At 71.3% G+C, this 15134-nt stretch carries 13 protein-coding genes; 1 reads left to right on the top strand and 12 read right to left on the bottom strand.

Annotated elements, in window-relative coordinates; genetic code table 11:
* Positions 1–42: 42 nt before the first annotated feature.
* From ACW9J6_RS33270 to ACW9J6_RS33280, 3 genes are all read right to left on the bottom strand, one after another.
* A protein-coding gene (locus ACW9J6_RS33270; RefSeq protein ID WP_457116050.1) for an IS630 family transposase occupies positions 43–989 on the bottom strand; the annotation gives its coding sequence in 2 pieces (ribosomal slippage) (positions 43–650 and positions 650–989; 948 coding nt in all).
* Positions 990–1076: 87 nt separating this feature from the next.
* Positions 1077–1844 carry a hypothetical protein gene (locus ACW9J6_RS33275; protein WP_457120612.1) on the bottom strand — a complete coding sequence of 256 codons (768 nt, stop codon included), beginning with the start codon at positions 1842–1844 and terminating at the stop codon, positions 1077–1079.
* Entirely contained in the window at positions 1841–3172 is a 1332-nt protein-coding gene (locus ACW9J6_RS33280) for a tyrosine-type recombinase/integrase (protein WP_457120613.1), read from the bottom strand. The genes ACW9J6_RS33275 and ACW9J6_RS33280 overlap by 4 nt, the downstream gene beginning before the upstream one ends.
* 425 nt (positions 3173–3597) lie before the next feature.
* Between ACW9J6_RS33280 and ACW9J6_RS33285 the strand changes: the two genes are divergently transcribed.
* The gene (locus ACW9J6_RS33285) at positions 3598–4086 is read left to right on the top strand and encodes a hypothetical protein (RefSeq protein WP_457120614.1); all 489 of its coding nucleotides are present in this window, start codon (positions 3598–3600) and stop codon (positions 4084–4086) included.
* 31 nt (positions 4087–4117) lie between these two features.
* Here ACW9J6_RS33285 and ACW9J6_RS33290 read toward each other — a convergent pair whose 3' ends face one another.
* The 9 genes from ACW9J6_RS33290 to ACW9J6_RS33330 form a co-directional block, all read right to left on the bottom strand.
* Positions 4118–5551: an MFS transporter gene (locus ACW9J6_RS33290; RefSeq protein WP_457120615.1), complete on the bottom strand. Its 1434-nt coding sequence runs from the start codon at positions 5549–5551 to the stop codon at positions 4118–4120.
* A gap of 126 nt (positions 5552–5677) precedes the next feature.
* On the bottom strand, positions 5678–8188 hold the full coding sequence (locus tag ACW9J6_RS33295) for an FAD-dependent oxidoreductase (protein ID WP_457120616.1): 2511 nt from the start codon (positions 8186–8188) through the stop codon (positions 5678–5680).
* A gap of 612 nt (positions 8189–8800) precedes the next feature.
* A complete protein-coding gene (locus ACW9J6_RS33300; protein ID WP_457120617.1) occupies positions 8801–9001 on the bottom strand; it encodes a hypothetical protein in 201 nt (66 codons plus the stop codon).
* Positions 9002–9058: 57 nt separating this feature from the next.
* On the bottom strand, positions 9059–9820 hold the full coding sequence (locus ACW9J6_RS33305; protein ID WP_457120618.1) for a GntR family transcriptional regulator: 762 nt from the start codon (positions 9818–9820) through the stop codon (positions 9059–9061).
* Positions 9817–10821: a Gfo/Idh/MocA family protein gene (locus tag ACW9J6_RS33310; RefSeq protein ID WP_457120619.1), complete on the bottom strand. Its 1005-nt coding sequence runs from the start codon at positions 10819–10821 to the stop codon at positions 9817–9819. Before ACW9J6_RS33310 ends, ACW9J6_RS33305 begins: the two co-directional genes overlap by 4 nt.
* 24 nt (positions 10822–10845) lie before the next feature.
* Positions 10846–11967 (bottom strand): ABC transporter ATP-binding protein, encoded by a 1122-nt coding sequence (locus ACW9J6_RS33315; protein ID WP_457120620.1) that lies wholly within the window; start codon positions 11965–11967, stop codon positions 10846–10848.
* A gap of 10 nt (positions 11968–11977) precedes the next feature.
* Positions 11978–12811, bottom strand: a complete 834-nt coding sequence (locus tag ACW9J6_RS33320) for a carbohydrate ABC transporter permease (protein ID WP_457120621.1) — start codon at positions 12809–12811, stop codon at positions 11978–11980.
* Between the two features lies 1 nt (position 12812).
* Complete coding sequence (locus ACW9J6_RS33325) at positions 12813–13769, bottom strand: carbohydrate ABC transporter permease (RefSeq protein ID WP_457120622.1); 957 nt, start codon at positions 13767–13769, stop codon at positions 12813–12815.
* Between the two features lie 4 nt (positions 13770–13773).
* Positions 13774–15078, bottom strand: a complete 1305-nt coding sequence (locus tag ACW9J6_RS33330) for an ABC transporter substrate-binding protein (RefSeq protein WP_457120623.1) — start codon at positions 15076–15078, stop codon at positions 13774–13776.
* Positions 15079–15134: the final 56 nt, after the last annotated feature.

Below are 15134 nucleotides of genomic sequence, written 5' to 3' on the forward strand. Positions count from 1 at the left end.
TAGAGCGTTTGCCGTTCAGTTAGAAATAGCTTGGCTTGCGGCTCAGTCGGCATCGTAGCCCGACGCAGCGATGATGCGGCCGCACTCCCGTGGCTTGAAGCAGCGCAGGATGCGCTGGACGGCCCGATACAGAGCCTCCTCGCTGCGCGCTGCCGCCTTGCGCAGCAGCGCCTTGATCTTGGCAAACACCTGTTCGATCGGGTTGAAGTCTGGCGAGTAGGCGGGGACATACAGGATCCGCGCTCCCACCTCCGCGACTGCCTCGCGCACCCCCTCCACCTTGTGGGCCGACAGGTTGTCGAGGATCACCGTGTCGCCCGGGCGCAGGCTCGGCGCCAACTCCTCCTTCACGTAGGCCAGGAATGCGGCACCGGTCATCGCGCCGCGGCGCAGATGCGGGGCGACCAGCCCATCGCTGCGCAAGCCCAGCACCAGCGTCGTGCTCGCCCAATGCCCGTGCGGGGTCGCCATCCGGCATCGTTCGCCGCAGGGCGCTCGCCCGCGCAAACGCGCCATCTTGGTGTTGACCCCGGTCTCGTCCACGAACACCAGCCGCTCCGGATCCAGGTCGAGCTGGTCCTCAAACCACGCCTCGCGGACTTCCTTCACGTCTGGGAGTTGCTGCTCGGCGGCATGCGCTGTCTTTTTTTATATGTCAGGCCGTGCCGCGTGAGCAGGCGCGCGATCGCGCTGAGCGAGGTCTTGACCCCGCGCCGGGACAGACGACCCTTCAACTCGGCCAGCGTCAGGTCGGGCGTCCGCGCGACCTGGTCGAGCAGAACCGAGGCGTGCTCTTCGAGATCAGCCGAGCGACGGTCCCCGCCCATGGGGGCAGCTGCTAGCGAACCGTCGCAGCTCAACTGGGTGCGCCACCGGCTGGCACTGGCTGGGCTGACGCCGAACCGCTCGGCGACTTGCGAGCAGGACAAGCCCTGCTCCAGAGCAGCAACGACGCGACGACGAAGATCGACGGACAGGGCGGCAGGCACGGTTCCTCCTCGTGCACCTGAGGATTGATCTCCACCAGGTAACATCCACATAGGAGCGGGACCACGTCCAGCCAAGCGAAGCCATTTCTACCTGAACGATAAATGCTCTAGGCCCCAACCAACTATCAGAAATCTAGCAACGACAGCATGAGGATGTTCATTCCGGAAAGGACCAAAATATTTCTCAACTAGTGAGAAAATGTACATCGCCTCTCCTCTCAATTTGTCATCACCGAGTGCACTACGATCCTTATTGCTGCGGGCCACAATCCGCACATTGTATCTCATGAGGCGTTCTTCGCCTTTATTTCTCAGATAATTCCTCGCGGCAATCAGGGCCGCCGAAATCTCAGGATTCATGCGAAGTGTAGCGTCTGATTGCAAATACAATTCGCACAAACTTGCGGCATCGAAGCACGGCTTGGCCCATCTTCTTACTTGAGAAATGTTTCCAAATGGAGGACTGTTGCCATATTCGAAAACCATTTCGCCATACAGGGCTGCGGCAAGATTGTCGAAGATGGTTAGATCCGATTTCTCATAGCCATATGCATAAGGCGAGTAGCAGTCATCAATGTTCAAAATCTTGTCTTTCAAATCTTCCGGCAACCCAAGTTCGAGAAAGGGGTCAAGTTCTGGAATTTGCCTCAGCGCATCATTCCGAGGGCGGGCATAACTTCTTAAGTAGTAAGGTATAAATTTATCAAAGTAGGATCGATTATGAGCGTTATTCTGCAAATAATCCCATGCCTCGCCAGTAGATACATCCGAAAGAAGCCTTGCGGCACATTCATTCTTGAGCGGAAAAAGGCGATCTAGCTCTACAACACCCTTGGGGTTCCATAGCCCAGTCATTTGACGCTCTTCATCTGTGCCGGTGCGGGCGTGACCAGGGACACGGCGGCGAGCGCCGCCAGCTCGTCGAGCGCTGTGACGATGAAGGCAGAGTAGTGTGCCTCAATCATCGCCGACGAGGTGTCGTGGAGCGCGGCCACGAGCCTGACCGGCAGGTTTGCGCGAAGCCCTCGCACGATCGATGAGTGCCGCAGCGCGTAGGGCACGAGGTCGGCCGGCAACCCGGCGCGCTCGACTATCGCGGCCCAAGGCTCGCGCATCTCGGAGGCCGAGCACCAAGGGACGCGGCCAACCTTCCGCGACGCGCCGATCCGGATCATCTGCCAGCGGGGACGCATGAGCAGCCGGTCCGTCCCACGCCGGCCGGCCGTTGCCGGCCGGAGCGCTGCGATCACGTCGGGAGCCACCCGGACGGGAACGTGCGAGGTCTGCTTCTGCCCCCTGCCCTTCCGGCTCACGGGCACCATCAGGCGGAATTGGACAGTCTGGACGTCCGCGACCGTCATCCGCTGAATCTGCGAGAACCGCGCGCCGGTTGCAGCGAGCGCCAGGACGAGGCGGGCGAGGTCGCCCTCCCAGTCGCCGGCCGCGTCCACCTCATTGGCAGCCGCGACGATCCGGCGAACATCTGCGTCGGTCAGGATCTGCCTCTCGCGCGCCACGGGGGCGGTGCTCGACGTGGCAGCAAGGCCGTTGCGGATGATGTCGCTCATCGAACCAGGGAGTTGCGCCGCGTACCGGGAAGCAGCCGCGTTCAGCGCCGCCCTGAAATCGTTCACGGCCCGCCTGACCGTGCCCTCCGTGAGGCGTCCGGCCACACGACCGCGCCAGGTCTGGAGATCGTCCGTCGTCAATGCCGGCAGCGGCTTCCCGGCCAGCGCGGCATCGGAGAGAACGTGCTTGGTCAACCGGGAACGGGTGTCTCTGATCAGGCCGACGCCACCCTTCGCCCTGCTCTCCTTGGTCTCGCGGGCTTCAATGTAGGCGACCACCGCGTCGCGAACGGTGATGGCGGGGCCGAAGGCCGCGATGCGCTGAGCCTCCTCGGCCTCCCTGACCTTCTGCCGGGCCCGATCCTGCGCTTGGTGGAACGTCAAGACCGTGGTGCCGTTGGCGGCCTGGCGGTCGTCCGCTCGCCCGAGCGCCTCAGTGGAGTACCTCTCCTTGCCGAGGTAGCGGCGAGCGAGCCAAGTCCCGCCCGACTTCCCCTTCCGGTAGCCGAGATGGAGCCCACGATCGATGGCGCGGAAGTACGGCTTGGGCTGCGCCTTCAGCTTCGCACGCGCCGTGGGTGAGTCGAGGACGGCATCGCGCACACGTTTCGCCATGGCAGATCCCTTGTCCAATATCTGTCCAATTTACCGGGGCGGAATCAGGTGGACAAGAGAGAACACAAGGAAACCAAGTCATTGTAGATAAAAGAGGTTGGTGGACACTAGTGGACCTCTAGGTTGCCCTCCGAAGGCAAAGGTCACACGTTCGAATCGTGTCGGGTGCGCCAACAACATCGATCCGTCCCGAGAATGTCGATTGGTCCCCGGCACCCGGGCGGCCATCCGGATCGCGGTCTTCCTCCCACAGTCGTCGCTGAATCACGGGCGGCGTCCTGACGCCGAAGGTGGGATGACGCCCGCAACGGTGACGGGCGTCCCTCCCCCGGCCCGCCCCGGCGAGCCCCGCCGCAGCCGGAACTTCGACCGGCGACCCCGCCTTGCCCTCGGCGTGAGGCATCGCGAGCGATGAGGGCGGATCCATGCGCGACTACGGAGCCTCCTTCGGCATCGGATGCGTGGCCGGCCTGCGGAGCCTGTCCGCCTGCGCCGCCCTGACCTGGGCGGCGGCGCAGGGGCGGACGCGCGACGTCCCGGTGCCCTCCGGGCCGGGGGCGCGCGGCCTCGCGACCGCGGCGGCCCTTGCCGAGATGGTCGGGGACAAGATGCCCTTCGCGCCGGACCGCCGCATCCCGCCCTCCTTCGCGGCCCGGCTGCTGATCGGGGCGGTCGGCGGCTGGGCGCTGACGGGGCGGGGCGGGTCGCCCCGCGCCGGGGCCCTGGCGGGCGCGGCCGGGGCCGTCGCCGGCACGCTGCTCGGTCGCGCGGCCCGTGGCCCCGATGCGCGCACCGCCTCCGGCCGCGCCAGGGGATTCGTCGAGGACGGGGTCGCCGCCGGTCTCGCCGTCGCGGCGGTCGCCGCGGCGGAACGCCGGTCCGGCCCCCGCCCTCCCGGCAAGGCGCCCGCCTGAGCGCCCCGGCCCGCGCCCGCGCGGATCGCCGTCAGACCGCCCGGTCCGCCAGGCCCACCCCGGGCCGCACGGCGAGGCGCGAGAAGCTCACGAGGCTGGCCGCCCCCGCGAAGGCGGCGCCGAGACCGAGCGCCAGGGCCGGCCCCTGCGCCTCGGCGATCCCGAAACAGGCCGCCACCAGCGCCGCCCCGACGGTCTGGCCGAGGAGCCGCGCGGTGGCGACGATGCCGCTCGCCCCGCCGGAGCGCGAGGCCGGGGCGCTCGTCATGATGGCGCGCAGGTTCGGCGCCTGGAAGAAGCCGAAGCCGGCCCCGCAGAGCGCCATCCGCCACGTGATCGCCGCGACGCTCGGCTCGGCCGGAAGGGCCGCCAGCAGCCCCATCCCGAGCGCCAGAGCGGCGAGCCCGATCCCCCCGAGCAGACCCGGCGGGTAGCGGTCCGAGAGGCGGCCGGCCACCGGCGCCAGGAGGGCGACCACCACCGGCCAGGGGGTCATCAGGAACCCGGTCTCGACCTGCGAGCGCCCGAGCGCGTGCTGGAACAGGAACGGCAGCGACACGAAGGCGAGCCCCTGCGCGGCGAAGGAGCAGACCGCGGTCGTGGCGGAGAGGGCGAAGAGCGGGCGCTTCAGCAGGTCGACGGCGAGCATCGGGGCCGGGTGGCCCGCCTGGCGGCGCAGGAGCAGCGCCCCGCAGGCGAGCGCCCCGCCGACCTCCGTCAGCACGCGCCAGAGCGGCTCCGCGTGGGCGGCCTCGCCGAGACCGAGCACGAGGAGCGCGAAGGTCGCGGCGGTGAGGAGCGCGCCGATCCCGTCGAAGCGGTGCCCGGCCCGCCCGGTCTCGGGCAGCGCGCGCCACGCCAGGGCGAGGGCGGCGAGGCCGATCGGCAGGTTGACGGCGAAGAGCCACGGCCAGGGCGCCGCCACCAGGATCAGCGAGGCCACGGTCGGCCCCAGCGCGAAGCCGACGCCGACCACGAAGGCGTTGAGGCCGAGGCCGCGCCCGAGATGGTGCGGTGGGTAGATGAAGCGGATGAGCGCGACGTTGACGGCCATCAGCGCGCTCGCGCCGAAGCCCTGCAGCACGCGCGCGGCGACGAGGGCCGGGAGCGACCAGGCCAGGGCGCAGACGAGCGAGGCCACCGTGAACAGCGCGAGGCCGGCGAGGTAGATCCGGTGCTGCCCGACGATCTCCCCCAGGGCCGCGATCGGCAGCAGCGTCGCCACCACGGCCAGCTGGTAGGCGTTCACGATCCAGACGGAGGCGGCCGGATCGACGCCGAGATCGGCCGCGATGGTCGGCAGCGCCGTGTTGGCGATGGCGGTGTCGAGCGTCGCGAGGGCGACGCCGGCGAGGACCGCCGCCATGGCCTGCCGGCGGCGGGCCGGCGGCAAGCCGGCGCGGGCGGGCGGCTCCGCTGCGGGAGAGGGGGGCGGCGCGGGCGGGGAGGAGGCGGGGCGGGACACGGCTCCTCCATGTCGCCCCACGGCCCCGTTCGCAAGCGGCGCACCGCCCCGTCCGGGGGCGGCACGGCCCGTCCCCGAAGGGATCTGCGCCGGGAGCAGCCCCTCCCGGCGCGGGACGCAGGCGCCCTACGCGGCGTCCGGCAGCGCGCCGCGCCGCGCGGGCGCGGGCTCGGCCGCGGGAACCGGGCGGTCGACCAGGGCGCGGATCGCCGCGATCCGGTCCGGGGCGTGCCGGGCGAGGAGGGCGAGGTAGCGCTCCCGGACCGCCGGATCGTCCACCGGGACGTCGTGGCGCAGGGCGGCCTCGTCCGCGAGCCGGGCCCCGGCGGGATCGCGCATCAGCTCGCGCGGGAACAGCGCCACGGCGCCCGTCCAGGCCGGCCCGTCGCCGGACCGCTCCGCCGGCCGCCCGGCCACGTCCGCCAGGAAGGCGCGGCAGAGGTCGTGCCCGAACAGGCCCCCGAGATGCGTCGAGCCGATCGGGCGCGGGTTCATCTCGATCAGGTGCGCCCGGTCCGCCGCATCGAGCATGAAGTCGAAGCTGACGAAGCCCGACAGCCGCAGCACGGCCGCCAGGGAGGACGCGGCCGCCTCCATCTCGGGATGGTCGATCGCCGCCACGATCGTGCTGGCGCCGACCGGCACCGGGTGCTGCGCGACGGCGACGAGGCTGACGCCGTCGAGCACCCGGCCCTCCCGGCACAGGATCGTGCGCATGGCCAGCCGGCCGGGCACGAAGGCCTGCAGCGCGAGGGCGGTGCCGGCGCGCTCGCCCATCGCCTCGCCGCTGAGCAAAGCCGTCGCCCGGTCGAAGAGGCGCTTGTGCCGCGCCCGCCGCCGCGCCGCCGCGTAGGCCGGCGCGAGGTCCTCGGCGCGCGCCACGAGGGTCACCCCGCCGCTGCCGCAGGTCTCCTCGCGCTTCAGCACCACCGGGTAACCCAGGGCCTCGGCCGCCGCCCGCGCCTGCGCGAGGTCCGGGACCGGCCGCGTCGCGGGGATGCGCAGCCCGCGCGCCGCCGCGGCGGTCAGCAGGCCGTCCCGGCTGCAGGCCAGGGCGTAGGCGTCCGGATCCCCGAGCGAGCGGGCGATGAGGTCGCGCAGGGCCGGGCTGATCCGCGATCCCGCCGCCAGCCGCCGCAGCACGCGGGCGGCGAGGTCGTCGAGGGGGACGATCCGGTCCGGCGCCCAGTCCCGGACGAGCTCCTCCAGGCGCAGGCGCGTCGCCACCCGGGCCAGGGCCGAACCGCCCCGGCGGGGCAGCGGCAGCCGGTGCACCGCGAAGCGCGAGGCGGCGGCGTAGCTGTCGGGCGCCCCGACCACCGCGCAGGCCGCGCCCTCGCGGCCCAGCTGCGCCACGATCCGCTCGGAGCCGATGTCGTCGGTCAGCGTGAGGAAGGCCAGACGGGGCGCGCGGCCCGCCTCGACCGGCCCGGGCACGGCCGGGACCGCGCGGTAGCGGCGGAACGCCCCGGTGAGGCGGCGGGCGGCGAACCCGGCCCCGCAGACGAAGCGCAGCAGCGGCCCGAACGTCGCCGCGGAGGGCGTGCCGACCATGAACAGCCCCGGCACGCTGGTTTCGAACCGCGCGGAGAGCACGGGCGAGCCCTCCAGGCAGCGGATCTCCCCGCGCAGGCGCGGATCGAGGAAGCCCAGGCGGCCGAGATCGATGCGGAAACCGGTGGCGGCGACGACGTGATCGGCCTCGATCACCTCGCGGCCGGATCCCGACGCGACCGTCAGGCGCACGCCCCGGCCCTGCGCCCGCGCCGCCTCGATCCGCGCGCCGCCGATCACGCGCACATGCGCCTCGATCGTCTCCTTGACCGACCAGGCGGGGGCGGGACCGAGATGGCGGCGCACGAGGTCGATCCGCATGCCCGCCGGGAGTTGCCGGAACAGCAGCGGCGCGCGCGCGACGAGGAGCTTCTTCCAGCCCGGACCGAGCGGGGTGCGGGGGGCGCGCAGCGCCTCGAACCGGCGTGGCGGGCGCGGCGGGTAGAAGCGCAGCGTGTCGCGGCGGGCCACGACGGTGGCGCGGGCTCCCGCCCGGTGGAGGCTCGCCGCCACGTCGAGCGCGGACGCCCCGCCACCGACCACGACGACGTGGCGGCCCGCGAGGTGGCGCAGGTCCGCGGCCTCGCCGCTGTGGCTCACGAGGCCGGCGGGCAGGTCCGCCAGCGCGGGCGGCGTGTGGGCGAAGGGGTGCAGGCCCGTCGCCAGGACCACGTGCGAGGCGCCGACGATCCGCCCGTCCGCGAGCGTGAGGTCGAACCCCGCGCCGGCGCGCGCGATGCCGCGCACGGTCACCTCCTCGAGATGCGGCACGAAGCGCCGCTGGAACGCCTCGCCGTAGGCCGCGAAGACCTCGACCGGCACCCCCCATCCCGTATCGGCGTAGGGGATGCCGTGCTCCGCGCAATAGGCGGCGAGCGGGTAGGCGTCGCCCGGGGCCGAGAGGCTGGAGGCGAAGCCGTCGGACTTGAGCAGCATGCCGGCCGGCATGCCCTGCCGCCACGTCCGCATCGGCGTGCCGAAGATGCGGTGGGGAATCCCGGCGGCGGAGAGGTGGGCGGCGATGGAGAGGCCGTAGGGGCCCGCGCCCACGATCGCGACGGAGAAGGGGTACTGCGCGCTCATCGATCCTGCCCGTCGGCCGGAATCCCTATCCGGCTCGCTTGGGCCAATAGGCACGATGAGACGTAACCTTGGAATGAAGTTAATTCGTTACCGATGGGTAAATTTGCACGCGTGAACTTCGGCCATCCGGACGAGCGGCGGTCTAGTCATCCCTCTCGACTGGTGCGTGGCGCTCCTGGAGCAGATCACATCGGCTGCACCCGGCCGGACGGGGGCAGCGCGCGGGGCGTTTCTGGTCCATGCAGGACGCGGCGGCCAGGATGACTTCCGGATGGACCAGCAGAGGGACGGATCATCGCGATGGCTGAGGCCGGCCCTCGTCGGGCGACCCGGCGCGGCCACGGGGCGGCCGGATGCCCTCGACCTCACCTTCTTTCCCGCGGGCCTGCCGGGTCGGCGGGAGGAGGCTCGCAACCCTGCGGGAGAGGTCGCGACGCGACGGCGTGTCGGCACCGGAGAGGGCCTACGGAGCCGCTCCGCGGCAGCGTCTTGCGCTGGTTTCCGATCTCCTTCCGCTGACGCTCCAGTCGTCCGGAAAAGGGGGGCTGGTCGAACAGCATCGCCGCTCGAAACGCGTGCGAGATCCGACGGCCTCGCAATGTGGTCGGAGAGTCAGTCGGACCCGAGGTCGGCGCGGTCCCGCTTCAGCTGCTCAAGGAGTTCCGCCAGGCGCGGGTCGAGCACCTCGTCGAGGACGGGGGCGTAGAGCGCCTGCAATTCCTGCCCCAGCCGCTCGCGGGTCGCGGCATCCAGGATCGACCCGCTGTCGAGCGGCGGGGCGGACGGGAAGGAGGTCGGGTCCGGCTCGGCCATGAGGCCGATATGGTTCGCCCGGGCCGCCCGGCAATCCCGCTTGCGGCGCCGTCCGCCTCAGCCGGACCGTCCGCGGCGCTCCTGCCCGAGGGGCGTCGCGCCGGCCTCGGCGCTCCCGATCCGGGCCAGGTAGTCGAGCTTGCTCGACCGCATGTGCTCGACGCAGAGCTGCGCCAACGCCCAGCGGTCGCGGCCGTGGAGCAGGGCGATCATCGTCTCGTGCTGGCTCAGCGACAGGCGCAGGCCCTCGGCATGGGCGAGGTTCTTGGCGCGCATCGGCAGCGTCAGCGCCATATAGTCCTGCAGCGTGCGCACCAGGTAGGCGTTGCCGCAGGCCGAGAACAGGGCGAGGTGGAACTCGTCGTTGGCGCCGTGGAGGGCGAGGAGGTCCCCGCGCTCGGCCTCGCGCCGATAGGCGTCCTGCAGGCGACGCAGGTCGGAGAGCAGCGCCGGCGGCGCCGGCAGGTCGATGAGGAGCGCGGCCTCCCGGGTCAGGAACTCGCGCACCTCGTAGATCTGGCGCACCTCCTCGGCCGCGTAGGAGCGCACCGTCGCGCCGACGTTCTTCTCGCGCCGCACGATGCCGCGCCGCTCCACCGCCACGAGGGCCTGCCGCACGAAGTGGCGGGAGGCGCCGTAGCGCGCCATCAGGGCGTCCTCGGTCAGGCGGGCGCCGGGGGCGAGGCGCCCGAAGATGATGTCCTCCTCCAGACGCGCCGCCACCGCCTCGGCCCCGTCCCGCGGCGCCGACAGGGCGAGGTCCGGCGCCACGTCCGGTGCCACATCCGGAGCGATCTCGGGTGCCGCGGCGCCACTCACCGCGCCACCTCCCGCCCGGCGAGGCGGTAGCAATCCTCCACGAGGCGCAGCGTGGCGAGGTTGTCCGCCGGGCCGGTCTCGAACGGGCTCCCGTCGGCGAGGCGGTCGACGAAGTGCCGGATCGCGGCGTCGTAGGAGCCCTGGTAGGTCGCGGCCGGATCGAAGCGCCACCGCCGCGGCGCGCTCCCGGCGAGCGCGACGTCGCCGCCGTCGAGGTGCAGCGCCCCCTCCGGCCCGTAGATCTCCAGCCGGTCGGTGGCGCCCGGCGGCGCGCCGTGCGCCGCGAAGCTCGCGAAGAGCTGGACGGCGAGGCCGTCCTCCCCGGCGAGCTGGATCACCGCGCCGTCCTCGCCCCGCAGGTCCGGACAGGTCCGGCTCATCGCGCAGGCCGTGACGGCGAGGGGACCGAGCAGCATGCGCAGGGTGTCGAGGTGGTGGATCAGCACCTCGGCGGTGAGCATCCGCGCCTCGCCCCGCATGAAGGGCTGGCGGTCGAGTGCGGGGAAGCGCCCGGCGGCGTCGGGCAGCGTGCCGCTGGTGAGGACCGTCAGCCGCGCCGCGAAGGGCCGGCCGATCGCACCCTCCCGCAGCAGCGCGGCGGCCTGCCGGTAGGTGTCGCGGAAGCGCCAGTTCTCATGCACCATCAGGCGGATCCGCGATCCCACCTCCGCCACCAGGGCCTCGGCCTCGGGCAGCGTCGGCGCAAGGGGCTTCTGGCACAGGACCGGGAGCCCGCGCGCGGCCGCGAGGCGCACGATCCCGGCATGCACTGCCCGCGGCGCCGCGACGTCCACCGCGTCGATTCCGCCCGCGTCCAGCATCGCGGCAGCGTCCGGAAAACCGGCCGGGATGCCGAATTCCGTCGCCCGCGCCCCGCGGCGCCCCGCATCCGGGTCGGCGATGGCCACGACCCGCGCGCGGTCGCCCAGGGCCGCCCAGGCGCGCAGGTGGTACTGCGTGACGAAGCCCGCCCCGACGAGACCGACCCGCAGCCCGGTCATTGCAGCGCCCTCATTGCAGCGCCCTCATTGCAGCGCTTGCTGGCGGCGGGCCCCGTCGGCGGGGATCGCCCGGCAGGTCTCGGCGTCGAACAGGTAGGTGGCGTCCGCCGCGAAGTGGAGATCGACCACCTCGTCGACCCGCGCGCGGGTGCCCCGCGGCAGGCGGGCGGTGCACTCGGTCCCGCCCTCCGCCTCGACCACGAGCAGCGTCTCGGCCCCGAGGGGCTCGACCGCCACGACCCGGCCGCGCAGGCGCCCGCCCCCCTCCCCCGCCGCGCCGGGATCGAGGTGCAGGTCCTCGGCCCGCACGCCGAGCACGATCGCGCGCCCCGCCGGCCCGAGCGAGCCGCCGCGCCAGCGCGCGAGGGAAGCCGCCGCCGCGCCCCCGGCGAGGCCCGTCTCCGAGAGCTGCGTCGGGAACAGGTTCATCGGCGGCGAACCCAGGAACCGGGCCACGAAGGTGTCGGCCGGGTTCCAGTAGACGTCGAGGGGCGCGCCGATCTGCGCCACCCGCCCGCCATTCATCACGCAGATGCGGGTGCCCATGGTCATCGCCTCGACCTGGTCGTGCGTGACGTAGATCATCGTCGCTCCGAGGCGATGGTGCTGCTTGATGAGCTCGTTGCGGGTGTTGACCCGCAGGGCCGCGTCGAGGTTGGAGAGCGGCTCGTCGAACAGGAAGACCATCGGCTCGCGGACCATGGCGCGCCCCAGCGCCACGCGCTGGCGCTGGCCGCCCGAGAGCGCCTGGGGCTTGCGCGCCAGCAGCGGCACGAGGCCGAGGATCTCGGCGGCCTCGCGCACGCGCCGGTCGATCTCGGCGCCCGCCATGCGCCGGCGCCGCAACCCGAAGGCCATGTTCTCGTAGACGGTCATGTGCGGGTAGAGGGCGTAGGACTGGAACACCATGGCCATGTCGCGGTCCTTGGCCGGCACGTCGTTGACCACCCGCCCGTCGACCGAGAGGGTGCCCGACGAGATCGCCTCCAGGCCCGCGATCATCCGCAGCGTCGTCGACTTGCCGCAGCCCGAGGGGCCGAGCAGGACCATGAACTCGCCGTGTCCCACGGTCAGGTCCACCTCGTCCACGGCGACGATGCCCGCGCCGTAGCGCTTGCTGATCCGGTCGAGTCGGACCACGGCCATCCGGGCCTCCCTACTTGATCGCGCCCGCGGTCATGCCGCGGATCAGCTTTTCCGAGAAGAACGCGTAGGCGAGGATCACCGGCACCACCGAAATCATCACGCCGGCCGCGATCATGCCGATGTCCTGGAAGTGGTCGCCCATGAAGGCGCGGATGCCGACCGGCAGCGTGCGCTTGTCGGGGTCGGTGATCAGCACCACGGCGAACAGGAACTCGTTCCAGAGCTGGATGAAGTTCAGGATCACCGTGGTGGCGATGGCCGGCATGCCGACCGGCAGCACGATCCGCCGGAAGATCTCGATCTCGCCGTAGCCGTCCATCCGCGCCGCGTCGAACAGGTCCTGCGGAATGCGCGCGAAGAACCCCTCCAGCAGGTAGACCGTCAGCGGCAGCTGCAGGGACACGTAGACCAGGGTGAGGCCGACGAGGCTGTTGTAGAGGCCGTAATCGACCAGGATCTGATAGAGCGAGATCAGGGTGATCTGCGGCGGGAAGATGATCGACGAGAACAGGATGCCGTAGAGGAGGCGGTTGCCCGGGAAGCGGTAGCGGGCGAGCGCGTGCGCGGCGGCGGCGCCGATCAGCGTCACGACCGCCACCGCCGCGACCACGACGGCGGAGGAGTTCCAGAAATAGGTGGCGAAGTCGGAATCCACCCAGGCGATCCGGAACTGCTCCCAGTGCACCGGGCTCGGCCAGGCGTAGTGGTCGGCCGAGATCTCGCCGGTGGTGCGCACCGACATGGTGGCGAGCCACAGGAAGGGGCCGACCGTGTAAAGCGTGTAGAGCGCGATCACGAGCCCGAGCGCCCCGCGCCCGAACAGCCGGCCGGACAGGACTGCCACGTCAGAACTCCAGCCGCTCTTGGGAGTGGAACAGCCGGTTCAGGACCAGCACGGAGGCGCAGACCACGCCGAACCACACCGCGGCGATCGCCGACGGGTAGCCGAGGTCGAAGGTGTTCCAGTTGAAGGCCCGCTTGTAGACGTAGGTGGAGACGGTCTCGGTCGCCCAGAGCGGGCCGCCTCCGGTCATGATCCAGACGAGGTCGAAGACCTTCATCTTGCCGATGAAGGCGAGCACGGTGAGGTTGAGCAGCGTCGGGCGCAGCATCGGCACGATGATGTAGCGCAGCTTGGCCCCCCAGCCGCAATTGTCGAGTTCGCTCGCCTCCAGCACCTCGGCGGGCAGCGAGTGGATGGCGGCGAGGCAGACCACCATGTTGAACCCGGCCCATTTCCAGGCATGGGTGACGATGAGCGCCGCCAGCGCCGTGTTCGGATCGCCGAGCCAGGAGCGGGCGAGCGCGCCGAGGCCGACCGCGCGCAGGGCTCCGTTCACCACCCCCCAGTCGTAGTTGTAGATCCACATCCACAGGATCGCGACGACCACGTAGGACAGGAGCACCGGCGCGAACCACGCCACCCGCAGGACGCGCGCGAAGGGCACGCCCGCGTAGAGGGCGAGCGCCAGGAGGAGGCCGGTGGCGACGTCGAGGATCGGCGCCACGAAGGCCCACACGAAGGTGTTGCGCACCGCGACCCAGAAGGTCTCGTCGGCGAGGAGGTCGCGGTAATTCGCGAAGCCGACGGCGGTGCGCTCCATGCCCTCGATGGTGAAGAAGCTGTCGGCGAGGGTCCGGAAGGCCGGGTAGGCGGTCAGCCCCCCATAGACCGCGAGCGCCGGCCCGACGAACAGCGCCAGGACCGGCAGGCTCGCCCGGCGCGGGTCGAACAGCCGCGCTCGGCGCGCCGCCCGCGGCGCGGCCGGTGCCGGGGCCCCCACACCCGCCGTGCCCGACATCGCCTCAGCTTCCCTTGTGGCAGGCGGCGTCCATCCGCTCGGCCGCGTCCTTCACGGAGATCAGCCCGGCCGGCAGCGCGTTATTGATCACCTGCGTGTAGGTCTCGGCACACTTCGCCCGGTAGTGGAACAGCGGCGTGCCGAAGAAGTAGGTCACGCCGGTGTTGCGGGACGTCAGCTGCCGGAAATAATCCTCGTGCGCGGAGTGAATCTTGCTCGGGTCCGATCTCAAGCCGGTCTGGAGCGAGACCTGCTCCATCCACTTGGTGCCGTTCTCGACGCTGGCCATGGACTTGAGCAGTGCACCGGCGCAGTCCTTGTTGCGGCTGCGCGCGTAGATCACGAAGCTGCCCGCCACCGAGAGCGTCTTGCAGGTCGGGCAGGCGCCCTCGTCCATGGCCGGGAACTGCATGAGGCCGAGGGGGAAGTCGGTCGGCATGCCGCCGCTCTCGGGCGACGCGAAGGCGCGGCCGGTGAACCAGCTCGGGTCGGGGAAGGTGAGCGCGCCGGGCTTCTGGTAGAAGTAGTAGTGGGACTCGCCGAGCTTCAGGGTCGAGAAGCTCTTCGGGTAGGCGCCGGCGTCGACGAGGTCCTTGAACCACGTCATCACGGCGGTGACGCGGGGATCGCGGAAGGACATCTCCCCGCTCAGGAGCTTGCCGTAATCCTCGGTGCCGAGCTTGCGCAGCAGCGATTCGAACAGCAGCAGGCCGCCCGGGAAGGGCCGGTCGCCGACGCCCTGCGCCACGGGCGTGATCCCGGCGGCCACGCCCTTCCTCACGAGGTCCGCGAAGGCGGCCTGCGTCAGCTGGCCCGATTCCGGCACGTCGACGCCGACCTTCTTCACGAGGTCGCGGTTGTAGTAGAGTTCGACCGTGTAGGCCTCCACCGGCAGGCCGTAGAGGTGGCCCTTGGCGGTCCAGGCGGGCTTGGCCCAGTCCTCGATCGCCCCCGTGTCGACGCGCGTCTCGAGGGGTTCGAGGAAGCCGCCCTGCAGGAACTCGGGCTGGTCGGGCTCCATGTAGAAGATGTCCGGCGCCTGGCCGGTGCGGACGGCCGATTTGGCCTGCGTGTAGATGTCGGCCTTGGGGATGAAGCTCAGCTTCACCCGGCACTGGGCGTTGGCGGCCTCGAACTCCTTGACGCGGGCGCTCACCCACTCGCGCTTGGCGGGCTCGTCGGGCCAGTTCGACCACACGGTGATCTGCGCCGGCTCCGCGGCCCGCGCGCCGCCGATTCCGGCCGCGTGCGCGGCGACGACCGCGACGGCGGCGCCGAGGGCCCGCGCGGCCTCCCTCCCGTAATCCATGCGGCGCTCCTCACGGCCACCTTTTGATTGAGGATCAGGGGATCAGGTCGCCGCTG

The organism is Methylobacterium sp. JK268 (genome assembly GCF_054052225.1).

Excerpts from the sequence above, each read along its gene's own strand:
- ACW9J6_RS33275 (WP_457120612.1), bottom strand. The coding sequence starts at position 1,844 with ATGACTGGGCTATGGAACCCCAAGGGTGTTGTAGAGCTAGATCGCCTT.
- ACW9J6_RS33280 (WP_457120613.1), bottom strand. The coding sequence starts at position 3,172 with ATGGCGAAACGTGTGCGCGATGCCGTCCTCGACTCACCCACGGCGCGT.
- ACW9J6_RS33285 (WP_457120614.1), top strand. The coding sequence starts at position 3,598 with ATGCGCGACTACGGAGCCTCCTTCGGCATCGGATGCGTGGCCGGCCTG.
- ACW9J6_RS33295 (WP_457120616.1), bottom strand. The coding sequence starts at position 8,188 with ATGAGCGCGCAGTACCCCTTCTCCGTCGCGATCGTGGGCGCGGGCCCC.
- ACW9J6_RS33300 (WP_457120617.1), bottom strand. The coding sequence starts at position 9,001 with ATGGCCGAGCCGGACCCGACCTCCTTCCCGTCCGCCCCGCCGCTCGAC.
- ACW9J6_RS33310 (WP_457120619.1), bottom strand. The coding sequence starts at position 10,821 with ATGACCGGGCTGCGGGTCGGTCTCGTCGGGGCGGGCTTCGTCACGCAG.
- ACW9J6_RS33315 (WP_457120620.1), bottom strand. The coding sequence starts at position 11,967 with ATGGCCGTGGTCCGACTCGACCGGATCAGCAAGCGCTACGGCGCGGGC.
- ACW9J6_RS33325 (WP_457120622.1), bottom strand. The coding sequence starts at position 13,769 with ATGTCGGGCACGGCGGGTGTGGGGGCCCCGGCACCGGCCGCGCCGCGG.
- ACW9J6_RS33330 (WP_457120623.1), bottom strand. The coding sequence starts at position 15,078 with ATGGATTACGGGAGGGAGGCCGCGCGGGCCCTCGGCGCCGCCGTCGCG.